Source organism: Pseudomonas sp. SZ57, assembly GCF_009495975.1.
Classification (GTDB): domain Bacteria; phylum Pseudomonadota; class Gammaproteobacteria; order Pseudomonadales; family Pseudomonadaceae; genus Aquipseudomonas; species Aquipseudomonas syringae.
Genome location: NZ_WIBD01000007.1, coordinates 248,627 through 275,487 on the forward strand (window position 1 = coordinate 248,627; position 26,861 = coordinate 275,487).

At 60.3% G+C, this 26,861-nt stretch carries 22 protein-coding genes; 8 read left to right on the forward strand and 14 right to left on the reverse strand.

Annotated elements, in window-relative coordinates:
* The first annotated feature begins 179 nt into the window (after nt 1-179).
* The 3 genes from GE543_RS10720 (at nt 180) to GE543_RS10730 (ending at nt 5,233) form a co-directional block, all read left to right on the forward strand.
* Nucleotides 180-1,535, forward strand: coding sequence for a DUF1329 domain-containing protein (locus tag GE543_RS10720; protein ID WP_153221416.1), 1,356 nt, complete (start codon nt 180-182; stop codon nt 1,533-1,535).
* A gap of 233 nt (nt 1,536-1,768) precedes the next feature.
* The gene (locus GE543_RS10725) at nt 1,769-2,815 is read left to right on the forward strand and encodes a YCF48-related protein (RefSeq protein WP_178118589.1); all 1,047 of its coding nucleotides are present in this window, start codon (nt 1,769-1,771) and stop codon (nt 2,813-2,815) included.
* A gap of 27 nt (nt 2,816-2,842) precedes the next feature.
* Nucleotides 2,843-5,233 (forward strand): RND family transporter, encoded by a 2,391-nt coding sequence (locus tag GE543_RS10730; protein WP_153221418.1) that lies wholly within the window; start codon nt 2,843-2,845, stop codon nt 5,231-5,233.
* A 96-nt stretch (nt 5,234-5,329) separates the two neighbouring features.
* Here the strand turns inward: GE543_RS10730 and GE543_RS27400 are convergent, their stop codons facing one another.
* From GE543_RS27400 to GE543_RS10760, 7 genes are all read right to left on the reverse strand, one after another.
* Complete coding sequence (locus GE543_RS27400; RefSeq protein ID WP_256664744.1) at nt 5,330-5,770, reverse strand: hypothetical protein; 441 nt, start codon at nt 5,768-5,770, stop codon at nt 5,330-5,332.
* Entirely contained in the window at nt 5,767-6,204 is a 438-nt protein-coding gene (locus GE543_RS10735) for a hypothetical protein (RefSeq protein ID WP_074997031.1), read from the reverse strand. Before GE543_RS10735 ends, GE543_RS27400 begins: the two co-directional genes overlap by 4 nt.
* On the reverse strand, nt 6,201-6,647 hold the full coding sequence (locus GE543_RS10740) for a hypothetical protein (protein WP_074997030.1): 447 nt from the start codon (nt 6,645-6,647) through the stop codon (nt 6,201-6,203). Before GE543_RS10740 ends, GE543_RS10735 begins: the two co-directional genes overlap by 4 nt.
* Entirely contained in the window at nt 6,644-7,570 is a 927-nt protein-coding gene (locus GE543_RS10745; RefSeq protein WP_057406649.1) for a DUF6402 family protein, read from the reverse strand. Before GE543_RS10745 ends, GE543_RS10740 begins: the two co-directional genes overlap by 4 nt.
* Nucleotides 7,571-7,575: 5 nt before the next feature.
* Nucleotides 7,576-8,160, reverse strand: a complete 585-nt coding sequence (locus GE543_RS10750) for a PAAR domain-containing protein (RefSeq protein WP_153221419.1) — start codon at nt 8,158-8,160, stop codon at nt 7,576-7,578.
* A 334-nt stretch (nt 8,161-8,494) separates the two neighbouring features.
* Nucleotides 8,495-9,208: a FadR/GntR family transcriptional regulator gene (locus GE543_RS10755; protein WP_003368499.1), complete on the reverse strand. Its 714-nt coding sequence runs from the start codon at nt 9,206-9,208 to the stop codon at nt 8,495-8,497.
* A 95-nt stretch (nt 9,209-9,303) separates the two neighbouring features.
* The gene (locus tag GE543_RS10760; RefSeq protein ID WP_003318618.1) at nt 9,304-11,046 is read right to left on the reverse strand and encodes an IlvD/Edd family dehydratase; all 1,743 of its coding nucleotides are present in this window, start codon (nt 11,044-11,046) and stop codon (nt 9,304-9,306) included.
* Nucleotides 11,047-11,260: 214 nt separating this feature from the next.
* On the opposite strand from GE543_RS10760, the gene GE543_RS10765 reads away from it, so the two are divergent.
* The 5 genes from GE543_RS10765 to GE543_RS10785 all read left to right on the forward strand — a co-directional run bounded on the left by GE543_RS10765 (nt 11,261) and on the right by GE543_RS10785 (nt 15,637).
* The gene (locus tag GE543_RS10765) at nt 11,261-12,574 is read left to right on the forward strand and encodes an MFS transporter (protein WP_003415722.1); all 1,314 of its coding nucleotides are present in this window, start codon (nt 11,261-11,263) and stop codon (nt 12,572-12,574) included.
* Between the two features lie 35 nt (nt 12,575-12,609).
* The gene (araD1, locus tag GE543_RS10770) at nt 12,610-13,602 is read left to right on the forward strand and encodes an AraD1 family protein (RefSeq protein ID WP_004418549.1); all 993 of its coding nucleotides are present in this window, start codon (nt 12,610-12,612) and stop codon (nt 13,600-13,602) included.
* A 127-nt stretch (nt 13,603-13,729) separates the two neighbouring features.
* On the forward strand, nt 13,730-14,014 hold the full coding sequence (locus tag GE543_RS10775) for a DUF5629 family protein (RefSeq protein ID WP_032698179.1): 285 nt from the start codon (nt 13,730-13,732) through the stop codon (nt 14,012-14,014).
* 80 nt (nt 14,015-14,094) lie between these two features.
* Nucleotides 14,095-15,267 carry a lactonase family protein gene (locus tag GE543_RS10780; protein WP_003423190.1) on the forward strand — a complete coding sequence of 391 codons (1,173 nt, stop codon included), beginning with the start codon at nt 14,095-14,097 and terminating at the stop codon, nt 15,265-15,267.
* Nucleotides 15,268-15,442: 175 nt separating this feature from the next.
* Nucleotides 15,443-15,637, forward strand: a complete 195-nt coding sequence (locus tag GE543_RS10785) for a hypothetical protein (RefSeq protein WP_153221420.1) — start codon at nt 15,443-15,445, stop codon at nt 15,635-15,637.
* A 439-nt stretch (nt 15,638-16,076) separates the two neighbouring features.
* Here GE543_RS10785 and GE543_RS10795 read toward each other — a convergent pair whose 3' ends face one another.
* Genes GE543_RS10795 through GE543_RS10825 form a run of 7 tightly spaced genes read right to left on the reverse strand, consistent with a single transcriptional unit; the run spans nt 16,077 to nt 26,861 of the window.
* The gene (locus GE543_RS10795) at nt 16,077-19,721 is read right to left on the reverse strand and encodes an AAA family ATPase (RefSeq protein WP_153221421.1); all 3,645 of its coding nucleotides are present in this window, start codon (nt 19,719-19,721) and stop codon (nt 16,077-16,079) included.
* Nucleotides 19,718-20,962: an exonuclease SbcCD subunit D C-terminal domain-containing protein gene (locus GE543_RS10800; protein ID WP_153221422.1), complete on the reverse strand. Its 1,245-nt coding sequence runs from the start codon at nt 20,960-20,962 to the stop codon at nt 19,718-19,720. Before GE543_RS10800 ends, GE543_RS10795 begins: the two co-directional genes overlap by 4 nt.
* Nucleotides 20,963-21,004: 42 nt before the next feature.
* Nucleotides 21,005-22,663 (reverse strand): BatD family protein, encoded by a 1,659-nt coding sequence (locus GE543_RS10805; protein ID WP_153221423.1) that lies wholly within the window; start codon nt 22,661-22,663, stop codon nt 21,005-21,007.
* The gene (locus GE543_RS10810; RefSeq protein WP_153221424.1) at nt 22,660-24,378 is read right to left on the reverse strand and encodes a VWA domain-containing protein; all 1,719 of its coding nucleotides are present in this window, start codon (nt 24,376-24,378) and stop codon (nt 22,660-22,662) included. The genes GE543_RS10805 and GE543_RS10810 overlap by 4 nt, the downstream gene beginning before the upstream one ends.
* Nucleotides 24,375-25,433: a VWA domain-containing protein gene (locus GE543_RS10815; RefSeq protein WP_153221425.1), complete on the reverse strand. Its 1,059-nt coding sequence runs from the start codon at nt 25,431-25,433 to the stop codon at nt 24,375-24,377. Before GE543_RS10815 ends, GE543_RS10810 begins: the two co-directional genes overlap by 4 nt.
* Nucleotides 25,426-25,920: a DUF4381 domain-containing protein gene (locus tag GE543_RS10820; protein WP_003415732.1), complete on the reverse strand. Its 495-nt coding sequence runs from the start codon at nt 25,918-25,920 to the stop codon at nt 25,426-25,428. The genes GE543_RS10815 and GE543_RS10820 overlap by 8 nt, the downstream gene beginning before the upstream one ends.
* Nucleotides 25,917-26,861 carry a DUF58 domain-containing protein gene (locus tag GE543_RS10825; RefSeq protein WP_003318876.1) on the reverse strand — a complete coding sequence of 315 codons (945 nt, stop codon included), beginning with the start codon at nt 26,859-26,861 and terminating at the stop codon, nt 25,917-25,919. Before GE543_RS10825 ends, GE543_RS10820 begins: the two co-directional genes overlap by 4 nt.

Genomic DNA, 26,861 nt, shown 5'->3' on the forward strand with positions numbered 1-26,861 from the left:
CCGATAGATAACCTGTTCGCGGTAGGAATACGTGGGCAATTTGGTTTGCCTGTTAAACAAACGGTTATTGGCCGAACGTCAATAACCGTGTCGCCCTTACAACCTGCCGTTTACACGGAACTATTCCCGGCCTGGACGCCAGACACGCGTCCCGACGTGGCCATGCAAGGAGAGCCCACATGCTCATGAAACTTCGGCTGGGCGGCGCGCTGATGCTGCTGTTCGCGATCGACACCTGCCAGGCAGTCGATGCCACGTTGCTCGGGAGTCGTTTGACCCCGCTGGGAGGCGAGATGGCAGGTAATGCCACGGGGACCATTCCGCCCTGGACGGGCGGAATCACCCGACCGCCGTCCGGATACAAGGGGGCGGGCACTCGGCATGTCGACCCGTATACCGCTGACAAACCCCTGTTCACCATCACCCACGCCAATATGCAGCACTATCGCACGCGTCTGACGCCAGGGCAGGTGGCGATGTTCGAAGCCTACCCTGACAGCTACCGGATGCCGGTATACCCCACGCGACGTTCCGGATCGGCGCCGCAATGGGTCTACGACAACACCCGCCGCAATGCGCAGAAAGCCCGATTGATCGGCGGCGGCAACGGTTTTGTCGATGCCTACGGCGGCATTCCATTTCCGCTTCCGGAAAAGGGCATTCAGGCCGTGTGGAACCATATTGCCCGGTATCGCGGCCATTATGCGGTGCGACGTACTTCGGAAGTTGCCATACAGCGCGACGGCAGTTTCAAGCTGAACACGTCGCGTCAGGAAGTGCTGTTTCGCTTCTATGACCCTGCGGGCAGCTTTGCCAGTCTGGATAACGTGCTGTTTTATTACCTGTCGTTTACCCAGTGCCCGACGCGCATGGCCGGTTCTGCCGTGCTGGTCCATGAAACACTGGACCAGATCCAGGAGCCGCGGCAAGCGTGGACCTACAGTGCTCGGCAACGCCGGGTACGCCGCGCGCCGAGTCTGGCTTACGACATGCCGATCCCGGCCTCTGAAGGCTTGCGCACGGCCGACGACACCGACATGTTCAATGGCTCGCCGGATCGTTACGACTGGACGTTACTGGGCAAACGCGAGATTTATATTCCCTACAACAACTACCGGATTTCCAGCCCCGACATTACCTATCGGCAATTATTGCAGGTGGGTCATCTCAACCCGGCCTATACGCGCCATGAACTACATCGTGTATGGGTGGTGGAGGGCACGCTCAAACCGACCGCGCGTCATGTCTATTCAAGACGCACGCTGTACCTGGACGAGGACAGTTGGCAGGCTGCAATCGTCGATCAGTACGATGCCCGGGGGCAGTTGTGGCGCGTCTCCATGGCGTACCTGAAAAACTATTACGAACTGCCGACGACCTGGTCCGCACTGGACGTTTTCCATGACTTGCAGGCGCGGCGTTATCACGTACAGAACCTCGACAATCAAGAGCCTGGCACCAGTGACTTCTCTCAGCCGGTACCCCGCGTGAACGCCTTCAAACCAGCGGCCTTGCGGCGCAGGAGCATTCGCTGACCGGCGTCTGGTCAATCTGTCCGATCAACCGTCGTTATGTTTCATCAATCACATTCAGCACGCTTAACAAAAGATAACGACATGTCGATTGTCAGGCATTTGCAAAGCTGCCTAGGATGGCTGAGCTTCCAGACAGGTAACGCCATAGCGCTGTGGGCGTCGGCATCGATATGAGTTGTCCGGCACCCGCACCCGATAACAGCCACCTGATAATAATAAGAGCGGAAAAGTCCATGCGTGAGTCTTTCCATCGTCGCACCCGGTTATGCGCGGGCATGTCCCTGGCTGTCGTTGCGTCATCCCTGTTTGCGCTGCCAGCCATGGCCGGTTCCGAGGCGCTAGCCGCTGCCGCCGCTGCCGACACGTCTGTTTATGCCATCGAGTCGGCCAAAGCCTCTCGCACGTTATTACTGGACGTCGCCCATGCGGGGGCGCGGCTGGTCGTGGTGGGTGACCATGGGCATATTCTGCTTTCCGATGATCAGGGCAACACCTGGAGTCAGGCCCGCGTGCCTACCCGGCAGTTGTTGACGGCCGTGTTTTTTGTGGATGAACAGCACGGTTGGGCGGTCGGTCACGACGCGCAGGTACTGGCCAGCAGCGATGGCGGCAAGACCTGGAACAAGCAGTTCGAGGACTTGAAGCGCGAGGCTCCGCTGCTGGATGTCTGGTTCAAGGACCTCGACAACGGCTTGGCCATCGGCGCCTACGGCCTGCTGCTGAGCACTGCCGATGGCGGGCAGCACTGGGAAGATGTCAGCGACAGGCTGGACAACGAAGACCAATACCACCTGAACGGCATCGCTCAGGTCAAGGACGCCGGCCTGTTCATTGTCGGCGAAGCGGGCAGCATGTTTCGCTCCCGCGACGAGGGGCAGACCTGGGAGAAAGTCGACGGCCCGTATCAAGGCTCGTTATTCGGCGTGATCGGCACGGCTCAGCCGTCCACGTTGCTGGCCTATGGTCTGCGCGGCAATCTGTTTCGCTCCAGCGATTTTGGTGACAGCTGGCAGCCGATCGAACTGAAGGGCGCGCGCGGGCCGCTCGAGTTCGGTCTGGCCAGCGCCACGCTGCTGGCCGATGGCTCGCTGGTGCTGGTCGGCAATGGCGGCAGTGTCATGCGCAGCACCGATGACGGGGAAACATTCGCGGTCTTCAATCGACCTGATCGCATCTCGCTGGCCGGGGTTACCGGCAACCCTCAGGGCAATCTGATTCTGGTCGGGCAGGGCGGTGTTCGCCTCACCTCGCCGACGGGCGCCGATACGACCCAACAATAAGACCTTTCAGGGCGGGGATATTCAGGCATGAGCACGCACCAGCACGCGCAAGATCCGGATGAAAAGGCAACCTTCCTCGAACGCCTGATTTTCAACCATCGCCCGGCAGTCATCATCCTCTGCCTGCTGGCCAGCCTCTTTCTGTTCTGGCAGGCCACGCATGTGAGGCCTTCCACCAGTTTCGAGAAGATGATCCCGCTGTCTCATCCGTTCATTCAGAACATGATGGAACACCGCAACGATCTGGCTAATCTGGGTAACACCGTTCGTATCTCGGTGGAGGCCAAGGACGGCGACATCTTCTCCAGACAGTACATGGAGACGCTGCGTCAGATCAGCGACGAGGTGTTCTATATTCCCGGCGTCGACCGGTCTGGCCTGAAATCGCTGTGGAGCCCGAGCGTACGCTGGACCGAAGTGACGGAGGAGGGCTTTGCCGGAGGCGAAGTGATTCCGCAGAGTTACAACGGTTCGGAGGAGAGTCTGGATCTGTTGCGCAACAACGTGCTCAAGTCCGGACAGGTAGGGCGGTTGGTGGCCAACGATTTCAAATCCAGCATCATTGATGTGCCGTTGCAGGAGTCCTACCCGGACCCGGCAGATCAGGGCAAGTTGCTGGCGCTGGACTATCAGCAGTTCTCGCACCAGCTTGAAGAGAAGGTCCGCGACAAGTACGAAGCACAGAACCCCAACATCAAGATTCATATCGTCGGTTTCGCCAAGAAGGTCGGTGATCTGATCGACGGTCTGTTCATGGTGGTGATGTTCTTCGGCATCGCCTTTCTGATCACGCTGGTGCTGCTGATCTGGTTCACCCGGTGTATCCGTAGCACGGTGGCGGTACTGAGCACCACGCTGATTGCTGTGATCTGGCAATTGGGGCTGATGCACGTTGTAGGGTTCGGTATTGACCCGTACTCAATGCTGGTGCCGTTTCTGATCTTCGCCATCGGTATCTCTCACGGCGTACAGAAGATCAACGGTATTGCCCTGCAATCCAGCGAGGCCGACAACGCCCTGACCGCTGCAAGGCGGACGTTTCGTCAGCTGTTTCTGCCCGGCATGATCGCTATTCTCGCCGATGCGGTGGGCTTTATCACGCTGCTGATTATCGACATCGGGGTGATCCGCGAGCTGGCCATCGGCGCGTCCATTGGTGTGGCAGTGATCGTGTTCACCAACCTTATCCTGCTGCCGGTGGCGATTTCCTACGTGGGCATCAGCAAGCGGGCGATCAATCGCAGCAAGCAGGATGCGGTCTCCGAGCATCCGTTCTGGCGCTTGCTGTCCAACTTTGCCAGCCCAAAGGTTGCACCTGTCTCGATTGTGCTGGCGCTTCTGGCCTTCGGTGGCGGCCTCTGGTACAGCCAGAACCTCAAGATCGGCGACCTGGACCAGGGCGCGCCGGAGCTGCGTCCCGATTCACGCTACAACAAGGACAACGCGTTCATTATCAGTCATTACTCCACCAGTTCGGACGTGCTGGTGGTCATGGTCAAGACGCCACCAGAAGGTTGCTCGGCCTATCCGACAATGTCAGCGATCAACGAGCTGGCCTGGAAGATGGAGAACACCCAGGGCGTGCAGTCGGCCATTTCGCTGGTGACGGTGTCCAGACAGATGATCAAGGGCATGAACGAGGGCAACCTGAAATGGGAGAGTCTGTCGCGTAACAAAGACGTGCTGAACAACTCCATCGCCCGCGCCGACGGCCTGTACAACAACACCTGTTCGCTGGCGCCCCTGCTGGTGTTCCTCAACGACCATAAGGCCGAGACCCTGGACCGTGCGGTGCATGCAGTGCAGGACTTCGCTAAACAGAACAACACGCCGGACCTGCAATTTCTACTGGCCGCCGGCAATGCCGGTATCGAGGCCGCGACCAACGAAGTGATCAAGCAGTCCGAGCTGGTGATTCTGGTGCTGGTCTACCTCTGCGTGGCCGCGATGTGCATGATCACCTTCCGCTCATGGGCCGCTACGCTGTGCATCGTCCTGCCACTGGTGCTGACCTCGGTACTGGGCAACGCCCTGATGGCCTTCATGGGCATCGGCGTCAAGGTCGCGACCTTGCCGGTGGTGGCGCTGGGCGTTGGCATCGGCGTCGATTACGGCATCTACATTTACAGCCGTCTCGAGAGTTTCCTGCGCGCCGGACTGCCATTGCAGGAAGCCTATTACGAAACCCTCAAATCCACCGGCAAGGCCGTGCTGTTCACCGGCCTGTGTCTGGCCATCGGTGTGTGCACCTGGATCTTCTCGGCGATCAAGTTCCAGGCCGACATGGGCCTGATGCTGACCTTCATGCTGCTGTGGAACATGTTCGGCGCACTGTGGCTGCTGCCCGCGCTGGCGCGGTTTTTGATCAAGCCGGAGAAGATGGCGGGGAAGGTGGGGAACTCGTTGTTTTCGCATTGAGGGTGTGGCGACCTGTAACTCGGTGTCCTTTTAACTACTGTGCCAATGTGGCGCTGGAACGATCATTAAAAAACATCCAGCATCGTAATGCTCTCGTTATCGAGGGTTCACGCGAGTAGGGCGATCACCCATGCAGTCAGGGAGATTGGGGCCGATAGGGATCAGCCCTGAATAAACGAAACCCGAGCCTTCTCCCCAGTCCATTCCCCATGCCCCGGCTTCACGATCGTAAATCTTGGTCTCTGAAATAAGTTTTCCATTTCGATGATCGTACAGCTTGTAAAAACCGGGGCTACCCCACCCAGGAAACCATTTTGGCGATCCAACTCCGTTAAGGTCCGGTTGTGGGTGGAATATGTTTGGCAGCACCCAAAAGGGCTTGAAAGCTTCCAATCGATAGCACCCGCCAGGACTGATTAGTGGAGCTCCTGATCTTTTGGCTAGCGCTCTTTCCCACCATTCCGATGCGGTCCAGAGACCGCCTGCGATAATAATATAAGCTAGGAAAAAAATTGCGCGCAGCCTCGTCGGTGTCATGGCTGCTGCTCCGAAATGCCTGGCTGATCACCAATACAATCAGGTGCGTTGGGGCCAACGGGGATCATCCCTACAAAAACGGTTTTGGACCCGGCTCCCCATGTTATTTCTCCGCCAGCTATCTCCAGATCATAAATATCAGTTTCGGAAATTAATTGGCCGCTGCGATGGTCATAAAGTTGAAAAAAAGCAGGATATCCCCACCACGGAAACCATTTTGGCGCACTGATGCCGTTAGGGTCCGGTTCGGGGTGAAATATATCCGGCAAAATCCAAAAAGGTTTAAGCGCTTCCACTCTATAACACCCGTTCGGGCTAATGACGGGGTCTCCCAGATTTTCAGCCAAGCCTTTTTCCCATCTGCTAGAGGCAGTCCAGAGGCTGCCAATACCAATGCATGTTAATAATAAGAAATGCCTTTTGGAATGTTTCATGTTTTCGGCTCTACAGCTACTGGCTGGTCGCCTATGCATTCAGGAAAGTTTGGGCCGATATAAATTATTCCTGCTGTCACTTTCGGTATTGATGGATAGCCCCAATTTAATGACCCGCTTGTGTACTGAAGGTCATAGATTTTGCTTTCGCCGATCAATGCGCCGGTATGATTATTATATAAGCGATAAAAACCAGGGTACCCCCACAACGGAAACCACTTGGGCTCGATATCCTCATTAGGATCGGACTCTCGATGAAATATACCGGGCAGTACCCAGTATGGTTTAAATCGTTCAACACGATAGCAACCATTTGGACTGACCGTGTCTGCGCCCAGTTTTGTAGCCAGCGCTTTTTCCCACCATTCCGATGCGGTCCAGAGACTGCCCGCTAGGGTGGCGTACGTTAGAAAAAAGGCTATTCGGCGCGATGAGGTTTTCAAGCCAACCCCTTAAGTTCGATAGTCTGGTTGACTGGCTTCCATAATATATCTGAATAGATTAGAAAGTCGCCTCCGTTACCTGTTTTTTCTCTATATCCACGGAAGTGCATGTTTGTAATTGCGGAAAAAGGCCCGTCCTTCAAGCGTATTACGAGATGCCCTTGTGGTGTTAGAGTAATAATGGATTCTGCCTTAGTCAGTACTCGGTCTTCTGTCCAAGTGCCTAAGTATTGCAGTCCATTAAAGTCATAGTGGTCTCGAATGTAAAAACCAATGTGTTCTATATTGAAATATATTTTTTGCTGTTGCGTGATAATGTTTTCTTTGGTTTTTGTTTTTCCTACTAATCCGACTTTTAATGTTGCTTTTCCTAAGGCACCATACATGTCATCCAATGCGTCCCATGTGTCTCCAAGTAATGAAAAATTAATTTGGGACATAGAATCCATTTCTCTTGCTGACATACCATAAAATCCCAGATTTATCTGATTATTTTGCTGCCAGCCAGCTTTTCTTAATCGTGTTTCCAACTGCTCCAAGGCGTTAGGTGTACTTAGCCTCGACTCAGCCACCTCAACAGCCTGCCTGCATCGATCAAACTGCATTGCCCATTCCATCTTCACGATGCTTTCATCGCACTGCGCGGGAGACAGGCTCATTGGGTCAGGCTGTGTTTCCTGCTCCTTCCACTCCTCCGGCATCTCCCACGCTGGACTGTCAAACCATCTTTGCATCAGCGCCGCTGCCGTATTCCACCCCATGTTGCGCATGGCTCCGGGGATGCGGGAGAGGGCCAGGCTTTGGATGATGACTTCTTTGGCCGGGGTGTCTGTCGGGGCGTAGGTGTGTGAGGCGCCTTGGGGCAAGGCGAAGTAGGTGTCGGGGCCCAAGGCGTTGGTACGCTGGAAATCGTTCAGAGACATCGGGGTTACTCCATGACCGGCCAGGGTGCGGTGGTTGCGAGTTGTACAGCGGTGACCGCATGACTTGTATGGCTGCGGCTGTAGCCCTGCAGGTCAAGCGCGCCAACGGCAGTGCAGCGTTGGTCTTGCATGACCACATAGCCCAGATGGCCAAGGCTGGAACGCTGTTGGTTGAACAGACGAAATCGTTCGTCGCATGCCATTGAGTTCCGCTGGCTCGGCAACGAATCAACGGCCTGCACACCGCCATCCAACGCACCTTCGCTGGCCAGCTCCTGATGATGACCGGCCGAAGTATCAGGCGCAGACTCCACTGCATCGGAGCGCCTCCCGACCCGAAAGAAACTTTGTTGCCTGGATATCAACCGGGCCCCGCAACTGGTCAGGTCGCCTTCCAGGGCGATGATGTTCCCGTCGATATGGAAGTTGTTTTCTTCGCCGAGAATTTTGCTGGCGCCATGCAGCGGACAGATGACGTCACAGCCCCTGTGCGCTATGGCGAAACCATTGATGCGCGTTGTTTGATTGCCGTTGATGACAGACCCTCCGTGGTCTGTGGTATCGCCTTGAACGATGGCCAGAAGTTTCATGCAATGCTCCCTGCACACTTTTTATCAGCTGCACTAATTCCTGACGTCCGACAGATTTAATCGACGTATATGAACAAGCGCAGTGTTTTGATTAATGTGCAGGGAGAGATATCATTACTTTATATGTTCGCAAATAGCAGACTTGCTATCTGGAGTGATTAAGGACTGAGCTTACGCTGGGCTAGTAAAGATCTTACGAATGAACTGGATATTTCCCACGGAAATAGAACGTTCAGCGGCGGGTACCAGTAATCGTCAGGGTTCGCCATGCCTGATTAATAAACACGACGAATAGACAGGCGCAGGAAGTTATCGATTCGGTCGAGCCTGTCGATCAACCGCCCCCGAGTACCACACTCAGCGCATTACGCGCATCGTCCAGTTGCACCAGCGAAGCGTGGCGTGCGCCCAGTGCGTCGCGGTTCTGGATGGCGGTGAGGATCGCCTTGTGGCGTGGCATGGCCAGTTCGTGCAGGTTAGGGCGTTTGTTGGAGTATTTGAGCGCTTCGCGCAACGCCAGTGACAGCATGTTGCACAAGTGCGCCAGCAGATCGTTGTGGGTGGCGTCGGCGATGCGGCTGTGGAAGTCGAGGTCCGGTTGCAGCAGGTCTTCCGGCGTCGGTGCGGCTTCCATGCGCAGGTAGGCTTCATGGATCGACTCGATCTCTGCGTCGGTGGCATGCTGCGCGGCCAGTGCTGCAACTGCCGGTTCGATGACCGCGCGTACGCTGGTCAGCAGATTGAAGAAATCATTCTGCGGCGAGCTTTGCATGACCCAGTGCAGCACGTCCGGGTCCAGCAGATGCCATTCGCGGCGTGCCTTGACCACCGTGCCGACACGCGGACGCGAATAAACCAGACCCTTGGCCACCAGAACCCGCGTGGCTTCACGCAGGACCGGGCGGCTGACAGCGTACTCTTCGCAGAGCAGCGCTTCGGCAGGCAGCTTTTCGTCAGGCTTGAAACGGCCGGACACGATTTGCATGCCCAGTTCCTGGACGATACGGGCGTGCATGCTTTTTCGGTCGGAAGGCTTTCGATAATCCATGGGAACGCTGGTCGGTCCTGGCGGTAATTGCTGGGCATCATACCATTGCGTAACACTTGCGGCGGCTGCCTGCGTCAGGCAAACCGCCGCTTTTGTCAGTGCGAGTGGCGGGGCACTTCGGAACCTCTGCAGCCGACCAGGAAGTCGAAATCACAGCCCTGATCCGCCTGCATCACCCGGTCTACGTACAGCTGGCGATAGCCTCCCAGCAGCAATTGAGGCGGAGCCTGCCAGTCGGCGAGGCGTGCCGCCAGTTCGGCTTCCGGGATGTCCAGATGCAGGCGCCCGCCAGCGCAGTCGAGTTCGATCCAGTCGCCTTCCTTGACCACCGCCAGCGGGCCGCCGGCTGCGGCTTCCGGCGCCACATGCAGAACCACTGTGCCGTACGCCGTGCCGCTCATGCGCGCATCGGAAATGCGCACCATGTCAGTCACGCCCTGCGCCAGCAGCTTGGCTGGCAAGCCCATGTTGCCGACCTCGGCCATGCCCGGATAGCCCTTGGGGCCGCAGTTCTTCAGCACCATGACCGAGTTGGCATCGATGTCCAGATCCGGATCGTTGATTCTCGATTTGTACATCTCGAAATTCTCGAACACTACTGCGCGGCCACGGTGCTGCATCAGTGCCGGTGTCGCGGCCGAAGGCTTGAGCACGGCACCCAGCGGCGCGAGGTTGCCGCGCAGCACGCAAATCCCGCCGTCGGCGCGGATCGGGTTATCCAGCGCACGGATCACCTGATCTTCGCCATAGATCGGCGAGTTGCAGGTGTTTTCGCCAATGCTCTTGCCATTGACGGTCAAGGCATCCGGGTTGGGCAGCAGCCTGGCTTCGTTCATGCGGCGCAGCACGGCGGGCAGGCCGCCGGCGTAATAGAACTCTTCCATCAGGAAGCGCCCCGACGGTTGCAGGTCGACAATCGTCGGCATGCCACGGCCCATGCGTGACCAGTCATCCAGGTCCAGATCGACGCCGATGCGTCCGGCGATGGCTTTCAAGTGGATGACGGCGTTGGTCGAGCCACCGATGGCCGCGTTGACCCGGATGGCGTTTTCGAATGCAGCCTTGGTGAGAATCTTCGACAGGCGCAGGTCTTCGCGGACCATGTCGACGGCACGCATGCCGGACATGTGCGCCAGCACGTAACGCCGCGAATCCACCGCCGGAATGGCCGCGTTGTGCGGCAGCGAAGTGCCCAGCGCTTCGGCCATGCAGGCCATGGTCGACGCCGTGCCCATGGTGTTGCAGGTGCCTGCCGAGCGCGACATGCCGGCTTCGGCGGAGAGGAATTCATCGAGGCTGATGGTCCCGGCTTTGTAGGACTCGTGCATCTGCCAGACGATGGTTCCGGCGCCGATGTCCTTGCCTTCATGCTTGCCGTTGAGCATCGGTCCGCCGGTGACGACGATGGCGGGGATGTCGCAACTGGCAGCCCCCATCAACAGGGCAGGGGTGGTCTTGTCACAGCCGGTCAACAGCACGACCCCGTCGATGGGGTTGCCGCGAATCGCTTCTTCAACGTCCATGCTCGCCAGGTTACGGGTGAACATTGCGGTAGGGCGCAGGTTGGATTCGCCGTTGGAAAACACCGGAAACTCCACCGGCCAGCCGCCTGCTTCGATCACGCCACGTTTGACATGCTCGGCGATCTGCCGGAAATGCGCGTTGCAGGGGGTCAACTCCGACCAGGTATTGCAGATGCCGATGATCGGCTTGCCCTGAAACTGGTGGTCGGCAATGCCCTGATTCTTCATCCAGCTGCGGTACATGAAGCCATTCTTGTCGGCGGTGCCAAACCACTGGGCAGAACGGAGGGTCGGTTTTTTATCGGAGTCAGACATGATCGGCTCTCTTATTGTAAGACTTAATGGCGATACTGCTGGCTAAGGTAAGCCTAAAAAACGCGTATTGGAAGAGTTGTCAGTTTAAATAGTATTACTATATAGTCAGTCGCAGACGAGGGATCATCCTGGCGCATGTGCAGTGTTATTCAGCCCCCAGGCACAGAGGCGATCCCCGCAGGTTCCATAACAAAAACAATGGGAGACCGCCTACATGAGCCAGGAACTGCGGCTTATACGCCGCATCACGCTGAAACTGATTCCTTTCCTTATCCTGCTGTACCTGATCGCTTATGTAGACCGCTCTGCCGTGGGCTTTGCCAAGCTGCATATGGGCGCGGACATCGGTATTGGCGACGCCGCCTACGGGCTGGGTGCCGGACTGTTCTTCATCGGTTACTTCCTGCTGGAGATACCCAGCAACCTGATGCTTGAGCGTTTCGGCGCACGCCGCTGGTTCGCGCGGATCATGATCACCTGGGGCGCGATCACCATCGGCATGGCCTTCGTCCAGGGGCCGCACAGCTTCTACGTGATGCGGTTTCTGCTGGGCGCTGCCGAGGCGGGCTTCTTCCCCGGTGTGCTGTACTACATCACCCAGTGGTTTCCGGTGCGCCATCGCGGCAAGATCCTTGGCCTTTTCATCCTCTCGCAACCCATCGCCATGATGATCACCGGGCCCGTTTCCGGCGGTTTGCTGGGCATGGACGGCATACTCGGCCTGCATGGCTGGCAGTGGCTGTTCATCGTCATCGGCACGCCGGCGATTCTGCTGACCTGGCCGGTGCTGCGCTGGTTGCCGGATGGTCCGCAGCAGGTCAACTGGATGGACCAGGCCGAGAAGGACTGGCTGACCGGTGAGCTGAAAAAGGATCTTGAAGAGTATGGCCAGACCCGCCACGGCAATCCGTTGCATGCCTTGAAAGACAAACGCGTGCTGTTGCTGGCGCTGTTCTACCTGCCGGTGACCTTGAGCATCTACGGTCTGGGCCTGTGGCTGCCGACGCTGATCAAACAGTTCGGTGGCAGTGACCTGACCACCGGCTTCGTGTCGTCGGTGCCGTACATTTTCGGCATCATCGGCCTGCTGATCGTGCCGCGCAGTTCCGATCGCCTCAACGACCGTTACGGACATCTGGCCGTGCTGTATGTGCTGGGCGCCATCGGCCTGTTCTGCAGCGCCTGGCTGACCATGCCGGTGGCGCAGCTGGCTGCATTGTGCGTCGTGGCGTTCGCGCTGTTTTCCTGCACGGCGGTGTTCTGGACCTTGCCGGGACGGTTCTTCGCCGGTGCCAGTGCCGCAGCCGGCATCGCGCTGATCAATTCGGTCGGCAACCTGGGCGGTTACATCGGTCCGTTCGTGATCGGTGCGTTGAAGGAAATCACCGGCAGCCTGGCATCGGGCCTGTATTTCCTGTCGGGCGTGATGGTCTTCGGGCTGCTGCTGACCGGCATCGTTTATCACGTGCTGGAGCGCAAGCATGTGCTGCCAGTGTCTGACTTCGCGGCGAGTGCCAAGGCGAGATAGGTTTTCAGCGGCCCATTATCTGGAAGGAGAATTTCATGCGGTTAGTACAGTTTGAATTGAGCGACGGTCAGCGCCGGGTCGGTCTGGTCGACGGTGATCAGGTGCGTGAGGTCCAGGGTGTCGAGAGTGTTCGCGAGCTGGCGCTGGCGGCGATCGAGGCGGGTTCTGCTCTGGCGCATCAGGTCGAGCAGCGTGGCGTTGGCGAGACGCATGACTATTCGCAGTTGCTTGAGGAATTGCGGATCCTGCCGCCGCTCGACCATCCCGATCCGGCGCACCTGCTGGTCAGTGGCACCGGGCTGACCCATCTGGGCAGTGCGTCGGCACGCGACAAGATGCACCAGCAGTCCGGCGACGAAGCCTCGATGACCGACACCATGCGTATCTTCAAATGGGGCGTCGAAGGCGGCAAGCCGGCGGCGGGGCAGGCCGGTGTTCAGCCCGAGTGGTTCTACAAGGGTGACGGCAGCATTGTCGTGCGCCCCGGACATTCGTTTTCGCTGCCGCCCTTTGCCGAAGATGGCGGGGAAGAGCCCGAGCTGAGCGGCCTGTACGTGATCGGTCATGACCGCAAGCCTTATCGCCTGGGCTTCGCCATCGGTAACGAATACTCCGATCACGTCATGGAGCGTCGCAACTACCTGTATCTGGCGCATTCGAAACTGCGCGCCTGTTCGTTCGGGCCGGAGTTGCGCGTGGGCGACTTGCCGCAAAGCCTGTCGGGCACCAGCCGGGTCTGGCGCGACGGCAAGGTGCTGTGGGAGAAAGAGTTCCTCAGTGGCGAAGCGAACATGTGCCACAGCCTGGAAAACCTCGAATACCACCACTTCAAGTACGCGCAATTCCTCAGGCCCGGTGACGTGCATGTGCATTTCTTCGGCACCGCGACCCTGTCGTTTGCCGATGGCGTGCGCACACAGCCGGGCGATCGTTTCGAGATCAGTCAGGCCGAGTTCGGTAAGCCGCTGGTCAACGGCCTGGCACCGAGCGAACCGGTGTTTCAGCCGGGCGGCATCGGCAAGCTGTAAGCGCAGTCACTGTTTGATTGCTCACCGTGCCAGCGCTCGGCGCTGGTACGGCTCCAGCTGCGCTCCGACTGTATCTGCGCCTGCGTTTTGCCCTATCATTCGCGCTTTTGCTGGCCGGATGAATTTCATGACTACCACACCCACCACTCTGCTCGCCGCGCTCGAAGCCACCACCATGCTGGAAATCGACGGTCTGCACGCCTGGGACTTCTCTCTGGGCGAGGAGCTGAACGTCGAATGCATGGACGGCCGCGAGCGCAAGGTATGGCGCTTCACCAAGGCGCAAGTCGAGGCTGCGACCTTCGATGAGTCCCTGCAAAGCTGGGTGATCAATGACGGCAACGCCGATCACCGGATCATCTGCCTGGATGCCTTTACCCCCACCGATGAAGATGATTCTGCGCAGGATTGAGTAAATGCGGGCTGGCGCTGTCATAGACCCCGACAGTGCCGTAACAGGCATCAATAACTTCGATAACAAGGGATGCCCCCATGCCCCATAAATTCCTGCCGTGGCTGGCGATTGCCAGTGCCATGAGCGCATTTACCCTGCAGGCCCAAGCCATGCCCGATACTGAATTGCTGATAGGTTCCTACACGCAAGGCAAGAGTGAAGGGATCTATCGTTTTGCCTTCGACAGCAAAACCGGGATGATCGACGCCAAGCCGCTGCAAGTGGTCAAAGCCGAAAACCCGTCGTGGCTGACCGTCTCCAGAGACCAGCGCTATCTGTTCGCGGTCAATGAAAACGGCCCTGGACAAAAAGACGCGGTCGGTAAGGTCAGCAGCTTCGCGATCGACCCGAAAACCCGTCAGATCACGCCGATCAATCAGGTTCAAAGCCGCGGTGAAGAACCGACGCATTCGAGCCTGAGCTATGACGGTCGCTACCTGTTCGTGGCCAACTACGCCGTAAACCCTGACCCGGGCGGTGCGCTGACCGTGGTGCCGGTGGGCAAGGACGGCACGTTGAGCGAAGCCGTTCAGGTGCTGCCGCTGGGTCCTGGAAGCAAGGTCAACAGTGAGCGGCAGATGTCGTCGCATGTGCACCTGGCCGTGCCGACCCCGGATGACAAGTACGTGGTGACTGCCGACCTGGGCGCTGACAAGCTGTTCGTGTATCACTACGACGCAAGCCAGGCCAAGCCGTTGCAGCCAGCCAAGGTACCGTTCGTGCAGTTGCCGGGCGGTTCCGGACCCCGTCATACCCTCTTCAGTGGCGATGGCAAACATGCCTGGCTGGTACTGGAGATGACGGCTCAGGTGGCGGTGTTCGACTACCATGACGGCGCCTTCAAGCAGACCCAGCTGGTCGACATGAAGAACAAGGGCGTGGACGAGAAAAACGGTGGTGGCGCCTTGCACACTTCACCGGATGGCAAGTTTCTGTACGTGACCAATCGGGGTGACGCGAATCAGGTTGTGGTGTTCCGCATCGATCAGGCCAGCGGCAAGCTTGAAGAAATTCAGCGTCGTTCCCTGGAAGGCAAGGAACCCCGCGAGTTCGCTTTCGATCCGACCGGCCAGTTCATGCTGTTCGCCAATCAGAAGAGCAACCAGATCGTGACCGTACGCCGTGATCCGCAGAGCGGGAAGATCGGTGAAACGGTACAGAAATTCGATGCAGACGCACCTTCTTACCTGCGTTTTCTGACTGACAAGTAAGCCGCCCCGGCTCCAGCCCTTACGATATAAGGGCTGGGGCCGTTATCATTCTTGATGATATGGGTTAGTGCTACAAAAGATTTCTGCTGAACCACCCTCGGGCGTAAGTTTGAGTCACGGCCATAACGGTCAGGACTTCAAACCAGCGTACAGACAGACAAGAGGGGTGACCGACATGAATTTCAATCTTTTCTCCATCATCGCTGCATCTGCTATCTCGGCAAGCGTCGCTCTCCCGGCCAGCGCCAGTGTCGAAATGAACGACAAGAAAGCCCACGCCGCTCAGACCTACACTGCGACCTACACAACCAAATACCTGCAACAGAGCGCTAATTTCTACGCAGCGCTGGACCACAAATCCGCCCAGTGATTGATCAGCCGTCACGCTTTCGCGAGCATGTTCGCCCACACAGGTCCCTGCGACTTACTGCCCAATGCGTGGCAGACCATGCACGGAATGTCAGGCGAGCCTGTTCGCGAAAGCGCTGGTGGCGGCACATCCACGCCTGTAAACAAGGCTTCTGCCCAGCGGGCGTAGGAGCGAACTTGTTCGCGAAGGCGGTACTTCGGGCGCTACATTTTCTCTGAATTTAACGTCCCTTTCGCGAACAAGCGAAGCGTCGCCCGGTCCACTCCTACGCCCTCCCGGGCAGAATCAAAAGCTGAAGACTGCCAGGCGAGCCTGTTCGCGAAAGCGCTGGTGGCACAACATTCAAGAGCGGACGCAGAGCGTCCAGAACGGCATTCCCGCGCGGAGCGTGAGGAACGACAACCAACTGCCGTGCCTCACGTTCCGCGTCACAGGTCTCTCAGTGCCCCACCTCGATGGTGCTCAATCCATTGCCCTGACGACGCACCTTGATCTGCACCGGGATTCGTTCGTGCATTTCCTGCACGTGGGAAATCACGCCGACCTTGCGACCCTGTGCCTGCAAGCCGTCGAGGGCGTCCATCGCCAGTTGCAGCGACTCCGGATCGAGGCTGCCGAAGCCTTCGTCGATGAACAGTGACTCGATGCGCAAGGTGCTGGATGCCATGGAGGCGAGGCCCAGCGCCAGTGCCAGCGAGACGAGGAAGGTTTCCCCGCCGGACAGCGAGTGAACCGAGCGCAGTTCGTCGCCCATTTCCGTGTCCATGACCAGCAGACCGAGCATGCTGCCGCCGCGTTTCAGGCGGTAACGGCGCACCAGTTGTCTGAGCTGCGCATTCGCGTGATGGACCAGCAGGTCGAGGTTGTAGGCCTGGGCGATTTTGCGAAACCTGTCGCCTTCTGCCGAGCCGATCAACGACGCCAGACGTGCCCAGCGCAGGTATTCGCTGTTGGCATCGGCGATGCGCGCCTGCAGTTCGCTGTTGGCGTTGCGGCGACGCTGATCTTCACTGAGCTCGGCACGCAAGTCGGCGCAGTGCTGCTCGCTGAGCGCCGACTGCTCATGGGCCTGTTGCAGCGCTGCTTCCAGTTGCGCACTGTCGGTCAGATCACTGTGTTGCGCCTGATGCTGTTGCAGGCGCTGATCGCGTTCCTGCAGCAATACTTTTGCCTGTTCCAGCGCCTTGTCGGTGCTACTCAATTGCACACGCAGTTGCTCGACATGCGCATCGTCGTAGGTCAGCAACGTATCCAGCGCGCTGTCGTCGAGCTGCGGATGCTGAGCGCGCCATTCGCTGATCTGCACGTCAAGTTCAGCCAGTTCCTGTTGCAGGGCCTGCTGCTGTTGCTGTCCGGACTTGAGTTCGGCAGCCAGTTGAATCAGCTGATTGTGGATGTCCTGCAGCGCCTGCGCCGCCAGACTTTCCGCCTGTCTGGCCTGCTCGATGGTCTGCTCCAGCGCCTGCTGCCACTGCTCTGCGCTGGCGTGGTCGCCCAGCAGACCGGCAAGCGTCTGCTGACTGTTCTGCCGTTGCTCGCCGAGCCGGGTGACTTCCTGCGCCAGTTCGGTCTGGCGGTGCACGCGAGTCTGCTGCTCGACCTGCTGCTTCTCGATCTTCTGCTGGCGCTCGGTTTGCTCCTGCTGCTCTTCGTGTTGCTGCTCCAGTTGATCGAGACGCTGGGTCACCTGCTGTTCGAGCTGCAGCACGGTCGCCGATGCATCACTGCGCAGCCCTTCAAGCACCTGCGGCGATACCAGCGGCGTGAATGCCGTCAGTTCCTCTTCCAGTCGCTGCCCATCGGCTTCCAGTTGCTTGAGCTGCTCGGCAACATGGCCCGCAGCGGTCTGGCTGGCTTCGGTCGCCGCTTGGAGCTGCTGCTGCAGGCGCGCAGCGTCTTTTTGCAGGGTCAGCAAGGCTTGCTGACGTTGCTCGTCACGGCTGATGACTTCGCTCAGTTGACTCAATTGCTGGCTCAACCAGCCGTCGCGCTTGTCGGCGTCGCGGTCGAGCAATTGGGCGGCGAGGGGATGTGACTCCAGGTCCGGTGCCAAAGCCTGATGGCGCGCGGTGAGCTGCTCATGCTGGCGCAGCAGCTCTTTCTGCCGGGCGATCACGCCGCCGACCTGTTCACGTAATTGATTGCGTTGCTCGGTCAGCAGGTCCACGGCTTTCTGCGCGCTGGCCTGCTCGTTGTCGTCGTGTTGCGTGAGGCTTTCGAGCAGCGCCTCCGGTTGATGCCAGGGGTGTTCGATGCTGCCGCAGACCGGGCAGGGCTGGTCGTCCTGCAACTGCACGCGCAACTCCTCGACACTGGCGCTGCGGGCCAGGCGTTGGCGCTCCAGCAGTTGCCGGGTGACGGTCAGGGTCTGTTCGGCGACGGTCAGTTCATCACGAACGCGAAGGCCTTCGCTGTTGAGCTGTTCGCGTTGCTGCTGGGCGCTCTGCTGTTGCTGGGTGAGGTCGGCAAACTGGCGGTCGACGTCCTGCTGACTGGCCCACAGACGGGCCAGTTCCTCGAAGGCACGCTGCTGTTTGCGGTTGTCCTGCAACAGGCTGCCGAGAATCTGCACCTGCTCGGTCACTGCCTCCACTTCGCAATCGGCTTCGCGGTACAGCAACTCCAGCGCGCTGCGTTGCTCGGTCAACTGCTGATCGGCATTGCTGGCACGTTGCTGCAGTGCAGGCAGCTCACTGTGGCCGTGCTTGAGACGATTGGCGATCAGCGTGAGGGATTTCAGGCGGTCACGCCACGCGTTCCAGGCCTGAGCCAGTGGCGCCAGTTCGCTGCTGTGCTGCAGTTGCCCGGCAATACGCTCAAGACGTTGCGCTACCTGCTGTTGCTGATCGAGCAGGGTTTGCAGGCTGGTCTGGCCCTGGATGCAGAGCTGCTCGCTTTGCTGGTGCAGGTCGGACGCCTTGGCCAGCTCCTGGGCCAAGTGATTCAGGGTGTTCTGTGCTTCGAAAGCCTGCAGCAACAGCGGTTTGGCGCTGCTGTGCGCTTGCTGGGCTTCCAGCAGACTGGTCTGCGCCTGAGTACGGCGGCTTTCCAGCTGTTGCTGCTGGTCGTGCAGCGAGGTCTGCTGTTTTTGATGCTGGCGAATCTGTTCAGCCAGCGGATCAAGCTGAGCATTCAACGTGACCCGACGCGCGAAGCGATGACGCTGCGGGCCCAGGCGTTCCAGCTGGCCGAGGGTCTGGCGTGCACCGCTGTGCTCGTCCCAGGCCTGTTGCGCACTGTTCAGGGCTTCCTGGGCAGCGAGCTGTTCGTCACGCAGACGGTTCAGCTCGGTCAGCCACTGCTGTTTGATTTCCAGTTGCCGTTGCTGTGTCTGATGAGCCTTGAGCTGCTGCTGCGCGTCGCTCAGGCGTTGTTCCAGTTCAGCCAGCAGATCCGGGGCCAGCGGGATGATGTTGCTGGCCTGCGCGGTCAGGGTTTTCAGGGCGTCTTCGGCTTCCTTGCTTTTGCTGTAGGCGCGCCGACCAAGCTGGCTGTAGATCGCGGTGTTGGTGAGCTTTTCCAGCAGTTCGCTGCGTTCCTTGTCATCCGCCTTGAGGAATGCGCTGAACTCACTCTGGGCGAGCATCACGGCACGGGTGAACTGTTCGAAGTTCAGGCCCAGGCGGTTTTCGATCAACTGCTCGAATTCGCGTTTGCTCTGGTTGCTGAGGATTTGCTCGCTGTCCAGATCGGTCAGGGTCTGGCGGCTGGCCTGCAGTTTTTTGCTGGCGTTGTCGCGCGCGCGATTGGTTTCCCAGCGCGCGCGATAACGCCGCTGATCGATGCCGATAAAGTCCACCTCGGCGTAACCGCTGCCCGTGCCACGGCGCAGCAGGGTACGCGGGTCGCTGGTGGTGATGTCGCCGTCGATGTCCGGGACCTTGGACTGGCCGATGTTGCTCAGCCGCGGAATCGCGCCGAACAGCGCCAGGCACAGAGCATCGAGCAGCGTGCTTTTGCCCGCGCCGGTAGGGCCGGTGATGGCAAACAGTCCGGCGCTGGCCAGCGGCTCGGCAGTGAAATCGATTTCAAAGGGGCCGGCCAGCGAGGCCAGGTTTTTCAGGCGAATGGCGAGGATTTTCATGGTTGCTCGCTCTCCTGCTGGACTTCACGCAGCAGCGTGGCGAAATCGGTCAGCGTCTGTTCGTCGACCTCGCTGCCGAAGTTGTCCTGCCAGGCACGGCTGAACAGTTCCTGAGGCGTGAGTTGGTCCAGTTCGATCAACGTGGCGTCACCCTCGCTGCCGTCCGCGCTGCCTTTGCCGGCGTATTCGGCACCGATGCGCACCAGCCGCACGGCCTTGCCCTGTAGGGCGTTTTCGATCTGGTTGCGCAGGTCCGGCTGGGGTTCGTCCAGACGCACACGCACTTCCAGCCACGGCTGGCGGTCCGGGTCGGCAAGCAGGTCGATGTCCGGCAGCGCCTTGAGCTGCACCAGCAGGTCGGCCAATGGCGCAGGCCCGAGGCGTTGCAGGTTGACGGCGCGAGGGATCAGCAACGGCTCGACACTGGTCAGCGTCTCGCCGTCGCAATTGATTTCCAGAATCTGGTGCTGATAGCTGATTTCCGAAAAGGACAGCGGGATCGGCGAGCCGCTGTAACGAATGCGATCTTCGCCGTTGACCCGCTGCGGTTTGTGCAGGTGGCCCAGCGCAACATAGGTGATGCTCGGCCCGAACAGGCTGGCCGGCAGGGCTTCGGCGTTGCCAATGATCAGGCTGCGCTCGGAGTCTTCCGAGACCGAGCCACCTGCCATGTGGGCGTGACTGATGGCGATCAATGCCTGACCGGGCTGGCGCTTGAGGTCAGCCGCCGCGATCAGTAGCTCATGCACCCGGCCGATGCCACGCAGGTAGTCATCGCCCAGGGTCGGGCCGGTGACTTCGGCGGGACGCAGAAAGGGCAGCGCCAGGCACCAGGCCTTGATGTCGCCATTGGCGTCTGGCAATGGCAACAGCAGGCGTTGGGCATCCAGCACACTGTCGTCCAGCCACATCACCCTGCCCAGCGCGTGGGTACGCAAGCGGCGCATCAGCGGGGCGGGAAGTTCGATACGCGAGCCGGAGTCGTGGTTGCCGGCGATCATCACGATGGTCAGCAAGGGTTGCTGTTCGTGGGCGTTGACGATGAAGTCGTACAGGCGCTCCTGCGCTTTGACCGGCGGGTTGACGGTGTCGAAGATGTCGCCCGCGATCAACAGTACATCCGGTTTACGGTCGGCCAGACGGGCCAGCAGCCAGGTCAGAAAGCAGGCGTGTTCGAAATCCCGCTCCTGGCCGTGCAGGTTCTGACCCAAGTGCCAGTCAGAGGTGTGAAACAGACGCATTGGTTTACCTTGTCGTATAGGGGTGTTGCCTGAGCTGCATCCTTATTTGGGATACAGCGGCGGCAACCCGGCATCACCTGCCGGGTCCTGAATATGTTCGGCGGCGGGCAGCTTGCGCACCGCGCGCCAGAGGTCCTCGCCCAGCCACAGCTTGCCGGTTTCGCTGTACAGCGCACCGTTGAGACCGTCCAGAGCATCAGACAGCGGCACGAAACGCGCGGCCATTTCGGCCAGGGTTTCCGGTTGCTGACGTGCCCAGGCGTCGAGCGCCTGACGGGTGCCCTGCGGGTCGTTGGCCAGGCAGGCGCGTTTGAGGTCATCGAGTACGGTACGCGGGCTGGGCCCGGTCTGCACGGCCCGGGCGATTGCCGGCTGTCCACGGGCGCGCCACCACAGGCCGAAACCGAGCAGGGTGGTGCAGACCAGCAGCAATGTGCTCATCTGCCACGGCCAGACTGGCGGGCCGATTACGGTCACGCCGTTTGTGTCGTTGTTCACCGGCGTGTCCACCGCCAGACCCGGGTTGACGCTGATCTGCAGGGTGCGCGCGGGCAGGCTGCTGTGCTCCAGATGATCTTCGCGGGTATTCCACCAGGTCACTTCAACCGCAGGCAGGTCGATTGCGCCGGCGCGGGTGGGCACCAGGGCTTCGCGTTCTTCGCGCGTGCCGATCAGGCCGCGTTCGCTGGGCAGGTTGCGCAGTTGTGGCTGATCCGGGTAACGCCGCAGGCCGGGTACTTCTGTGGGCGGCAAGGGTGGCAGCTGCGCGCCGGCCAGCCCTTCGGCCTTGAGCGTCAGGGTGCGGGTCAGCGAATCGCCGACCTGCGTAGTGCCGGGCTCCGGGCTCCAGTTTTCTTCCAGATTGATACTGCGTGCCGGCAACCAGGCGACATCGGCCGGGTAGTCGGCAGGCTTGGGTTTGACGGTCAACGGCACTTCGGCAGATTTGACCCGCACCGCTCGGCCCGGCTGCGGGCCGAACGGATTGGCGTCCTGGGCTTGCGAACCCTCGGCAGGTGTCTGCACCAGCGTGGCGCTGAACACTTGCGCCGGTATCTTCAGCACGCCGCTCTGCTGCGGATAGATCGCGTAGCGTGTCTCGATCACCCCGTGGCGCACGCCGTTGATCAGCTTTTCGTAGGTGCGCGAATCACCCAGTTTTTCGACCCGCGCGTCCGGCACTTGCAGCGGGCTCAGGCTGCTGTCGTCGAACAGTGACACCGAGTGGTAAACGCGCAGAGTCAACACGGCCTGGGCCTGAACATATACGCTGTCCTGATCCAGGCTCGCTTCGATGAAGATCGATGCCAGATGGTTGCCTTGCTCCTGGGGCTCGCTCTGCAGGACCTGCAGGGTCAGCGGCTGGCTTTTCAGCTCGCCCAGTTGCAGCGACGGAATCAGCACGCTTCCGGTCTCGCGGGGCAGCAGGGTCACGATCCAGCGCGTCGTGGCCTGGCTGCTACCATCCAGAGTTTTCAGGCTGTTGAGCTGACGCGTGTCACGCACCTCGAAACTGCTTTCCAGCGCGCTCATGTCCGGCTTGCCGAACTGCGTCACATCGTCGGTTTCCAGCGTCAGCTCGACGGTTTCCCCGGCGTTGAGGCGCGTGCGGTCAACGCTGGCGGTCAGTTGCGCAGCCTGCAGCGACAAGGTGATCAGGCTCAGCAGCAGGCCGATCAATAAGGTGTACACGCGACTCATCGGGTCTTTTCCTGATGTTGCTGTTCGTAGCGAAATTTGCGCCGCAACAGTTCGCCCGGGTCATCCGGAATCTGCCTCAGCCACTGCTCCAGTTCCTGACGCCGCTCGCCGGTCATGGGGCTGTCGGCGGACTGTAGCGCAGGGCGGGTGGTCTGTTCGTCGTCGGTCGACTCGCCCGAGGTGGCCTGGCCGCTGTTGTCCGGCGGCAGGCTTTCGCTGGTGCCGGGTTGATCCGATCGGGACGGGTTCTGCTCGGCGGGCGATGCGCTGCTATTGGGGTCTTGCGACGCCTGCTGACCTTCTTCGCCCTGATCGGCCTTGTTCTGTTCATCCTGGGCTGGCTTCTGCTCATTGGCCTGATCCAGCAGGCTTTGCACCAGCGCCCGATTGGTTTGCGCCGCAGGGAAGTCGGGCTGTCGGTCCAGGGCCTGTTCGTAGGCATCCAGTGCCGCTGCCAGCTCGCCGCTGCGGGCCAGGGCATTGCCACGATTGTAGTGGTCGGCGGCGCTGTTGCCTTCGGCAAACTGCCGGGCGGCGCTGGCGTAGTCTTGCGCCTGGTAAAGCGCCACGCCTTTCCAGCGCGAGTCTTCGAAGCGCTGCGCTGCCTCGGCTGGACGATGCTGTTCCAGCAGTCGCTGGCCCTGTTGATCGGGACGCAGCCACAGGTCCTGAAACTCGAACGCCTGGCTGTTCTGCGGAAACATGAACATCAGCGGCAGGCAGAACAGCCAGCCGCGCCGGCCGGCCAGTGCCGCGATCAGCAGCAGCGGCAGCAGCAACCAGTGGCCCTGGTCAGCCCAGGTGTCGAGTTGCACGACCTGGCCGTCGCGGGTCATGTGTCGGGGGCTGGCCAGCAGACCGAGGCTGCGCAAGTCTTCTTCATCGCCGCGTGCCTGACGATAGCTGCCACCGACCTGATCGGCGAAGTCGTTGAGGCTGGCGCTGTCCAGACGCGGCACCAGAATCGCACCCTGATCGTCCTTGAGCAGGCTGCCGTTTTCCTGCGTGACCGGCGCGCCTTCGGCCGTGCCGACCCCGAGAATCAATAGCGGCGGCGATTTTCCGCGCAATGCGGCGCGGATGCCCTGACGTTCCTGTTCGCTCAGCGACGAGGTGATCAACAGCATCCGCCCCTGACCCAATGCGCCCTGTTTGAGCAGGTGCAGCGCTTTCTGCACGGCCAGATCGGCGCGCTGGCCGGTCACCGGCATGATCGACGGTCTGATGGCTTCCAGCAGGTTGTGGCTGGTGACCAGATCATCGGACAGCGGCACCAGCGTGTGTGCGCTGCCTGCATAGACAACGATGGCGGTCTGCGCATCGCTGCGTTTTTGCAACAGGTCCAGCAGCTTGCGTCTGGCCTGTTCCAGACGGGTAGGGGGCGTGTCGGTGGCGAGCATCTGCGGAGTGAGTTCAAGAATCACCACCAGCGGATCGACCGGTTTCTGGCTGATCTGTTCGACGCGCTGCCAACTGGGGCCCAGCAAGGCGAAAAGGGCCAGTAACCAGGCGAGCCCCAGCGCGACCCATGGCAGTTTGCTGTTGCTGCCGCGCCCACCGTTGAGCAACACCTCGTGAAAGTGAGTGGGCAGCAGCATTTGCCAGCGTCCGGCGCGTTTCTGCCGGTGCCAGAGTCGCCAGATCAGCAGCGCCAGCAAGGGCGTGATCAGCAGCCATTCCGGGCGAAACCAGTGCGGCCAGAGCCCGCTGATCATCGCGACCTCCACAGGCTTTTGTAGCGCTCGCGCCAGTTGATGGAACGCAGCACCGCCAGCAGGCGTTGCAGTGCGTTGTTCGGCCATAACTCGCGCAGCACCAGCAACACACTCAACAGCAGCGCTGTCGCCAATGGCCATTGATAAAGCGCTTGCGCCGGGCGTGCCTGGGTGGGCTGCTGTGCAACCGGCTCCAGGGCATCGAGGGTGGCGCGGATTTTTTCCAGCTGGTCGCCATCGCGCGCGCGGAAATACTGGCCGCCGCTTAGGCTGGCGATTTCCTTGAGCGTCGGTTCGTCCAGATCAAGGCTGGGGTTGAGGCCCAGCACGCTTTGCAGCGCGTCCTTGTCCGGGTCCGAGCCGATGCCGATGGGGTAGATTTTCACGCCTTCTTCGGCAGCCAGCCGTGCGGCGGTAATCGGATCGATCTGACCGGCGTTGTTGGCGCCATCGGTGACCAGCACCAGCGCACGACTGGTGGCCGGACGCATACGCAGACGTTTCAGGGCCAGGCCGATCGCATCGCCCAGTGCGGTGTTCTTGCCGGCAATCCCTATCCTCGCCTCGTCGAGCCAGACCCGCACGGTGCGGCGGTCATAGGTCAGTGGCGCCTGGACAAACGCCTGGGTGCCGAACAGGATCAGGCCGACTCTGTCGCCCTTGCGGCCTTCGAGAAAGTCACCGAGCAGTTGTTGCACCAGCACCAGCCGGCTGACTTCATCGCTTTTCCATTGCATGTCCGGGTAGTCCATCGAACCGGACACGTCGACTGCCACCAGCAGGTCGCGGCCACTGGCAGCCACCGGCAGTGGCTCGCCCAGCCATTGCGGTCGCGCTGTGGCGATCAGCAGCAACAGCCAGATCAACAGAAACGGCGCACGCTGTCTCCAGACCGGCAAGTTGGCTTTGGCGCGGCGACCGCTCAGGCCTTCGAGTTCACTGAGAAAGCTGACCTTGAGCGCCGGCTCGCCGCTGTCGGCCATGGGCAGCAGGGCGCGCATCAGCCATGGCAATGGCAGCAGGGCGAAGACCCACGGCCAGGCGAACTCAAACATGTTTGCGGATCCAGGTATCGACCGCCTGAGTCAGGCCGGTGATGGCCTTGTCGTCCAGTTTGCACTCGGGCTTGTAAGCACCTTCGACCAGGATCATCCAGCGCGTCAGACCGGCAGCCGGGCAGCGGTTGTCGAGGAACGCCAGCCATTTGCGGCCGTTGAGGGTGTGGCTCTGGCTGTGCGGGTAATGGTTACGGCACAGGCGTTTGAGCAGGCCGTTGATCTGCTGCAGCCAGGCACCGGCCGGCGCGCCGTCGTAGGGTTTCGGCAGGCTGGCCAGTTCCGCCAGCGCGGCGAGGCGAACCGGGTCCAGCGGCTGTTCGCTGCGCACTTTGCGGGCCTTGACCGGCAGCAGTTTGCGCAAGCGCCACAGGCCCCAGCCTGCAACGGGGATTAGCAACAGCAGCAGCCACCAGCCCGGCGCAAGCGGCCAGAAGCCGACGGCTTCGGGCGCAATCAGCGGCTCCAGCTGATCGAGGGGATTCATTTACGCTTCACCGGACGTCGCGCATTGAGGTATTCGCGCAGTTGTTCGACGAGCTCCGCCTGGGTGCTCAAGGGCATGAGCAATACCCGCAGCTTCTGCGCCAGCAACTCCCAACGCGCCGTGCGCTCCTCGCCCTGTTGCCGGTAGGCGCGGCGCAGTTCGGGGTTGAGGGTGTCGATCTCCAGTTGCGCGCCGCGTTCGGCAAAGCGCAGCAAACCGGCAGCGGGCAGGGCGCGGTCCAGCGGGTCGGACAGCGGTAGCAACAGCAGATCGCTGTGGCGTGACAGCAGGCTCAGTTGTTGTTCGGCGGCATCGGACAGGGCACGCTCGTCGCACAGTACGATGACCAGACTGCCGGGGCGCAGCACTTCCCGTGCGCGACGCAGCGCAGTGCCGAACGCATCGCGGTCTGGCGGAATCTCGGTATGCAGCGACTGATTGACCCGCACCAGTCGGTTGAGCAACTGCAGCAGGCTTTGTTTGCTGCGTCGCGGCTTGATCTCGTAGTGTTCGTTATCGCCGAACACCAACCCGCCGACCCGGTCGTTGTGTTCCAGCGCCGCCCAGCCGATCAGCGCGGCCGCCTGAGCCGCGAGTACCGACTTGAACATCAGGCCGGAGCCGAAGAACAGCCGTCGGCTCTGTTCCACAAGAATGAAAATGGGCCGTTCGCGTTCCTCATGGAACAGTTTGGTGTGCGGCTCCTGCGTGCGTGCCGTCACGCGCCAGTCGATGCTGCGCACGTCGTCACCGGCCTGATAGACCCGCACCTGATCGAAATCCACACCACGACCGCGCAACTTGGAATGGTGCAGGCCGATCAGCGGGCTGCGTTGGCTCGGGGTGGAAAACAGCTGCACTTCCCGCACCCGATGACGCATCTCGATCAGCTCGCTGAGGCTGACGCGGATGCCCGGCTGGGGGATCAGGTAGGGTTGCAT

What these genes read in the sequence shown, in the direction of transcription:
- GE543_RS10755 (WP_003368499.1), bottom strand. Translation starts at nt 9,208, where the DNA reads ATGGATTATCGAAAGCCTTCCGACCGAAAAAGCATGCACGCCCGTATC.
- GE543_RS10760 (WP_003318618.1), bottom strand. Translation starts at nt 11,046, where the DNA reads ATGTCTGACTCCGATAAAAAACCGACCCTCCGTTCTGCCCAGTGGTTT.
- GE543_RS10720 (WP_153221416.1), top strand. Translation starts at nt 180, where the DNA reads ATGCTCATGAAACTTCGGCTGGGCGGCGCGCTGATGCTGCTGTTCGCG.
- GE543_RS10735 (WP_074997031.1), bottom strand. Translation starts at nt 6,204, where the DNA reads ATGAAACATTCCAAAAGGCATTTCTTATTATTAACATGCATTGGTATT.
- GE543_RS10730 (WP_153221418.1), top strand. Translation starts at nt 2,843, where the DNA reads ATGAGCACGCACCAGCACGCGCAAGATCCGGATGAAAAGGCAACCTTC.
- GE543_RS10805 (WP_153221423.1), bottom strand. Translation starts at nt 22,663, where the DNA reads ATGAGTCGCGTGTACACCTTATTGATCGGCCTGCTGCTGAGCCTGATC.
- GE543_RS10810 (WP_153221424.1), bottom strand. Translation starts at nt 24,378, where the DNA reads ATGATCAGCGGGCTCTGGCCGCACTGGTTTCGCCCGGAATGGCTGCTG.
- araD1 (WP_004418549.1), top strand. Translation starts at nt 12,610, where the DNA reads ATGCGGTTAGTACAGTTTGAATTGAGCGACGGTCAGCGCCGGGTCGGT.
- GE543_RS10765 (WP_003415722.1), top strand. Translation starts at nt 11,261, where the DNA reads ATGAGCCAGGAACTGCGGCTTATACGCCGCATCACGCTGAAACTGATT.
- GE543_RS10775 (WP_032698179.1), top strand. Translation starts at nt 13,730, where the DNA reads ATGACTACCACACCCACCACTCTGCTCGCCGCGCTCGAAGCCACCACC.
- GE543_RS10725 (WP_178118589.1), top strand. Translation starts at nt 1,769, where the DNA reads ATGCGTGAGTCTTTCCATCGTCGCACCCGGTTATGCGCGGGCATGTCC.
- GE543_RS10795 (WP_153221421.1), bottom strand. Translation starts at nt 19,721, where the DNA reads ATGAAAATCCTCGCCATTCGCCTGAAAAACCTGGCCTCGCTGGCCGGC.
- GE543_RS10800 (WP_153221422.1), bottom strand. Translation starts at nt 20,962, where the DNA reads ATGCGTCTGTTTCACACCTCTGACTGGCACTTGGGTCAGAACCTGCAC.
- GE543_RS27400 (WP_256664744.1), bottom strand. Translation starts at nt 5,770, where the DNA reads ATGACACCGACGAGGCTGCGCGCAATTTTTTTCCTAGCTTATATTATT.
- GE543_RS10820 (WP_003415732.1), bottom strand. Translation starts at nt 25,920, where the DNA reads ATGAATCCCCTCGATCAGCTGGAGCCGCTGATTGCGCCCGAAGCCGTC.
- GE543_RS10815 (WP_153221425.1), bottom strand. Translation starts at nt 25,433, where the DNA reads ATGTTTGAGTTCGCCTGGCCGTGGGTCTTCGCCCTGCTGCCATTGCCA.
- GE543_RS10745 (WP_057406649.1), bottom strand. Translation starts at nt 7,570, where the DNA reads ATGTCTCTGAACGATTTCCAGCGTACCAACGCCTTGGGCCCCGACACC.
- GE543_RS10785 (WP_153221420.1), top strand. Translation starts at nt 15,443, where the DNA reads ATGAATTTCAATCTTTTCTCCATCATCGCTGCATCTGCTATCTCGGCA.
- GE543_RS10780 (WP_003423190.1), top strand. Translation starts at nt 14,095, where the DNA reads ATGCCCCATAAATTCCTGCCGTGGCTGGCGATTGCCAGTGCCATGAGC.
- GE543_RS10825 (WP_003318876.1), bottom strand. Translation starts at nt 26,861, where the DNA reads ATGCAACCCTACCTGATCCCCCAGCCGGGCATCCGCGTCAGCCTCAGC.
- GE543_RS10750 (WP_153221419.1), bottom strand. Translation starts at nt 8,160, where the DNA reads ATGAAACTTCTGGCCATCGTTCAAGGCGATACCACAGACCACGGAGGG.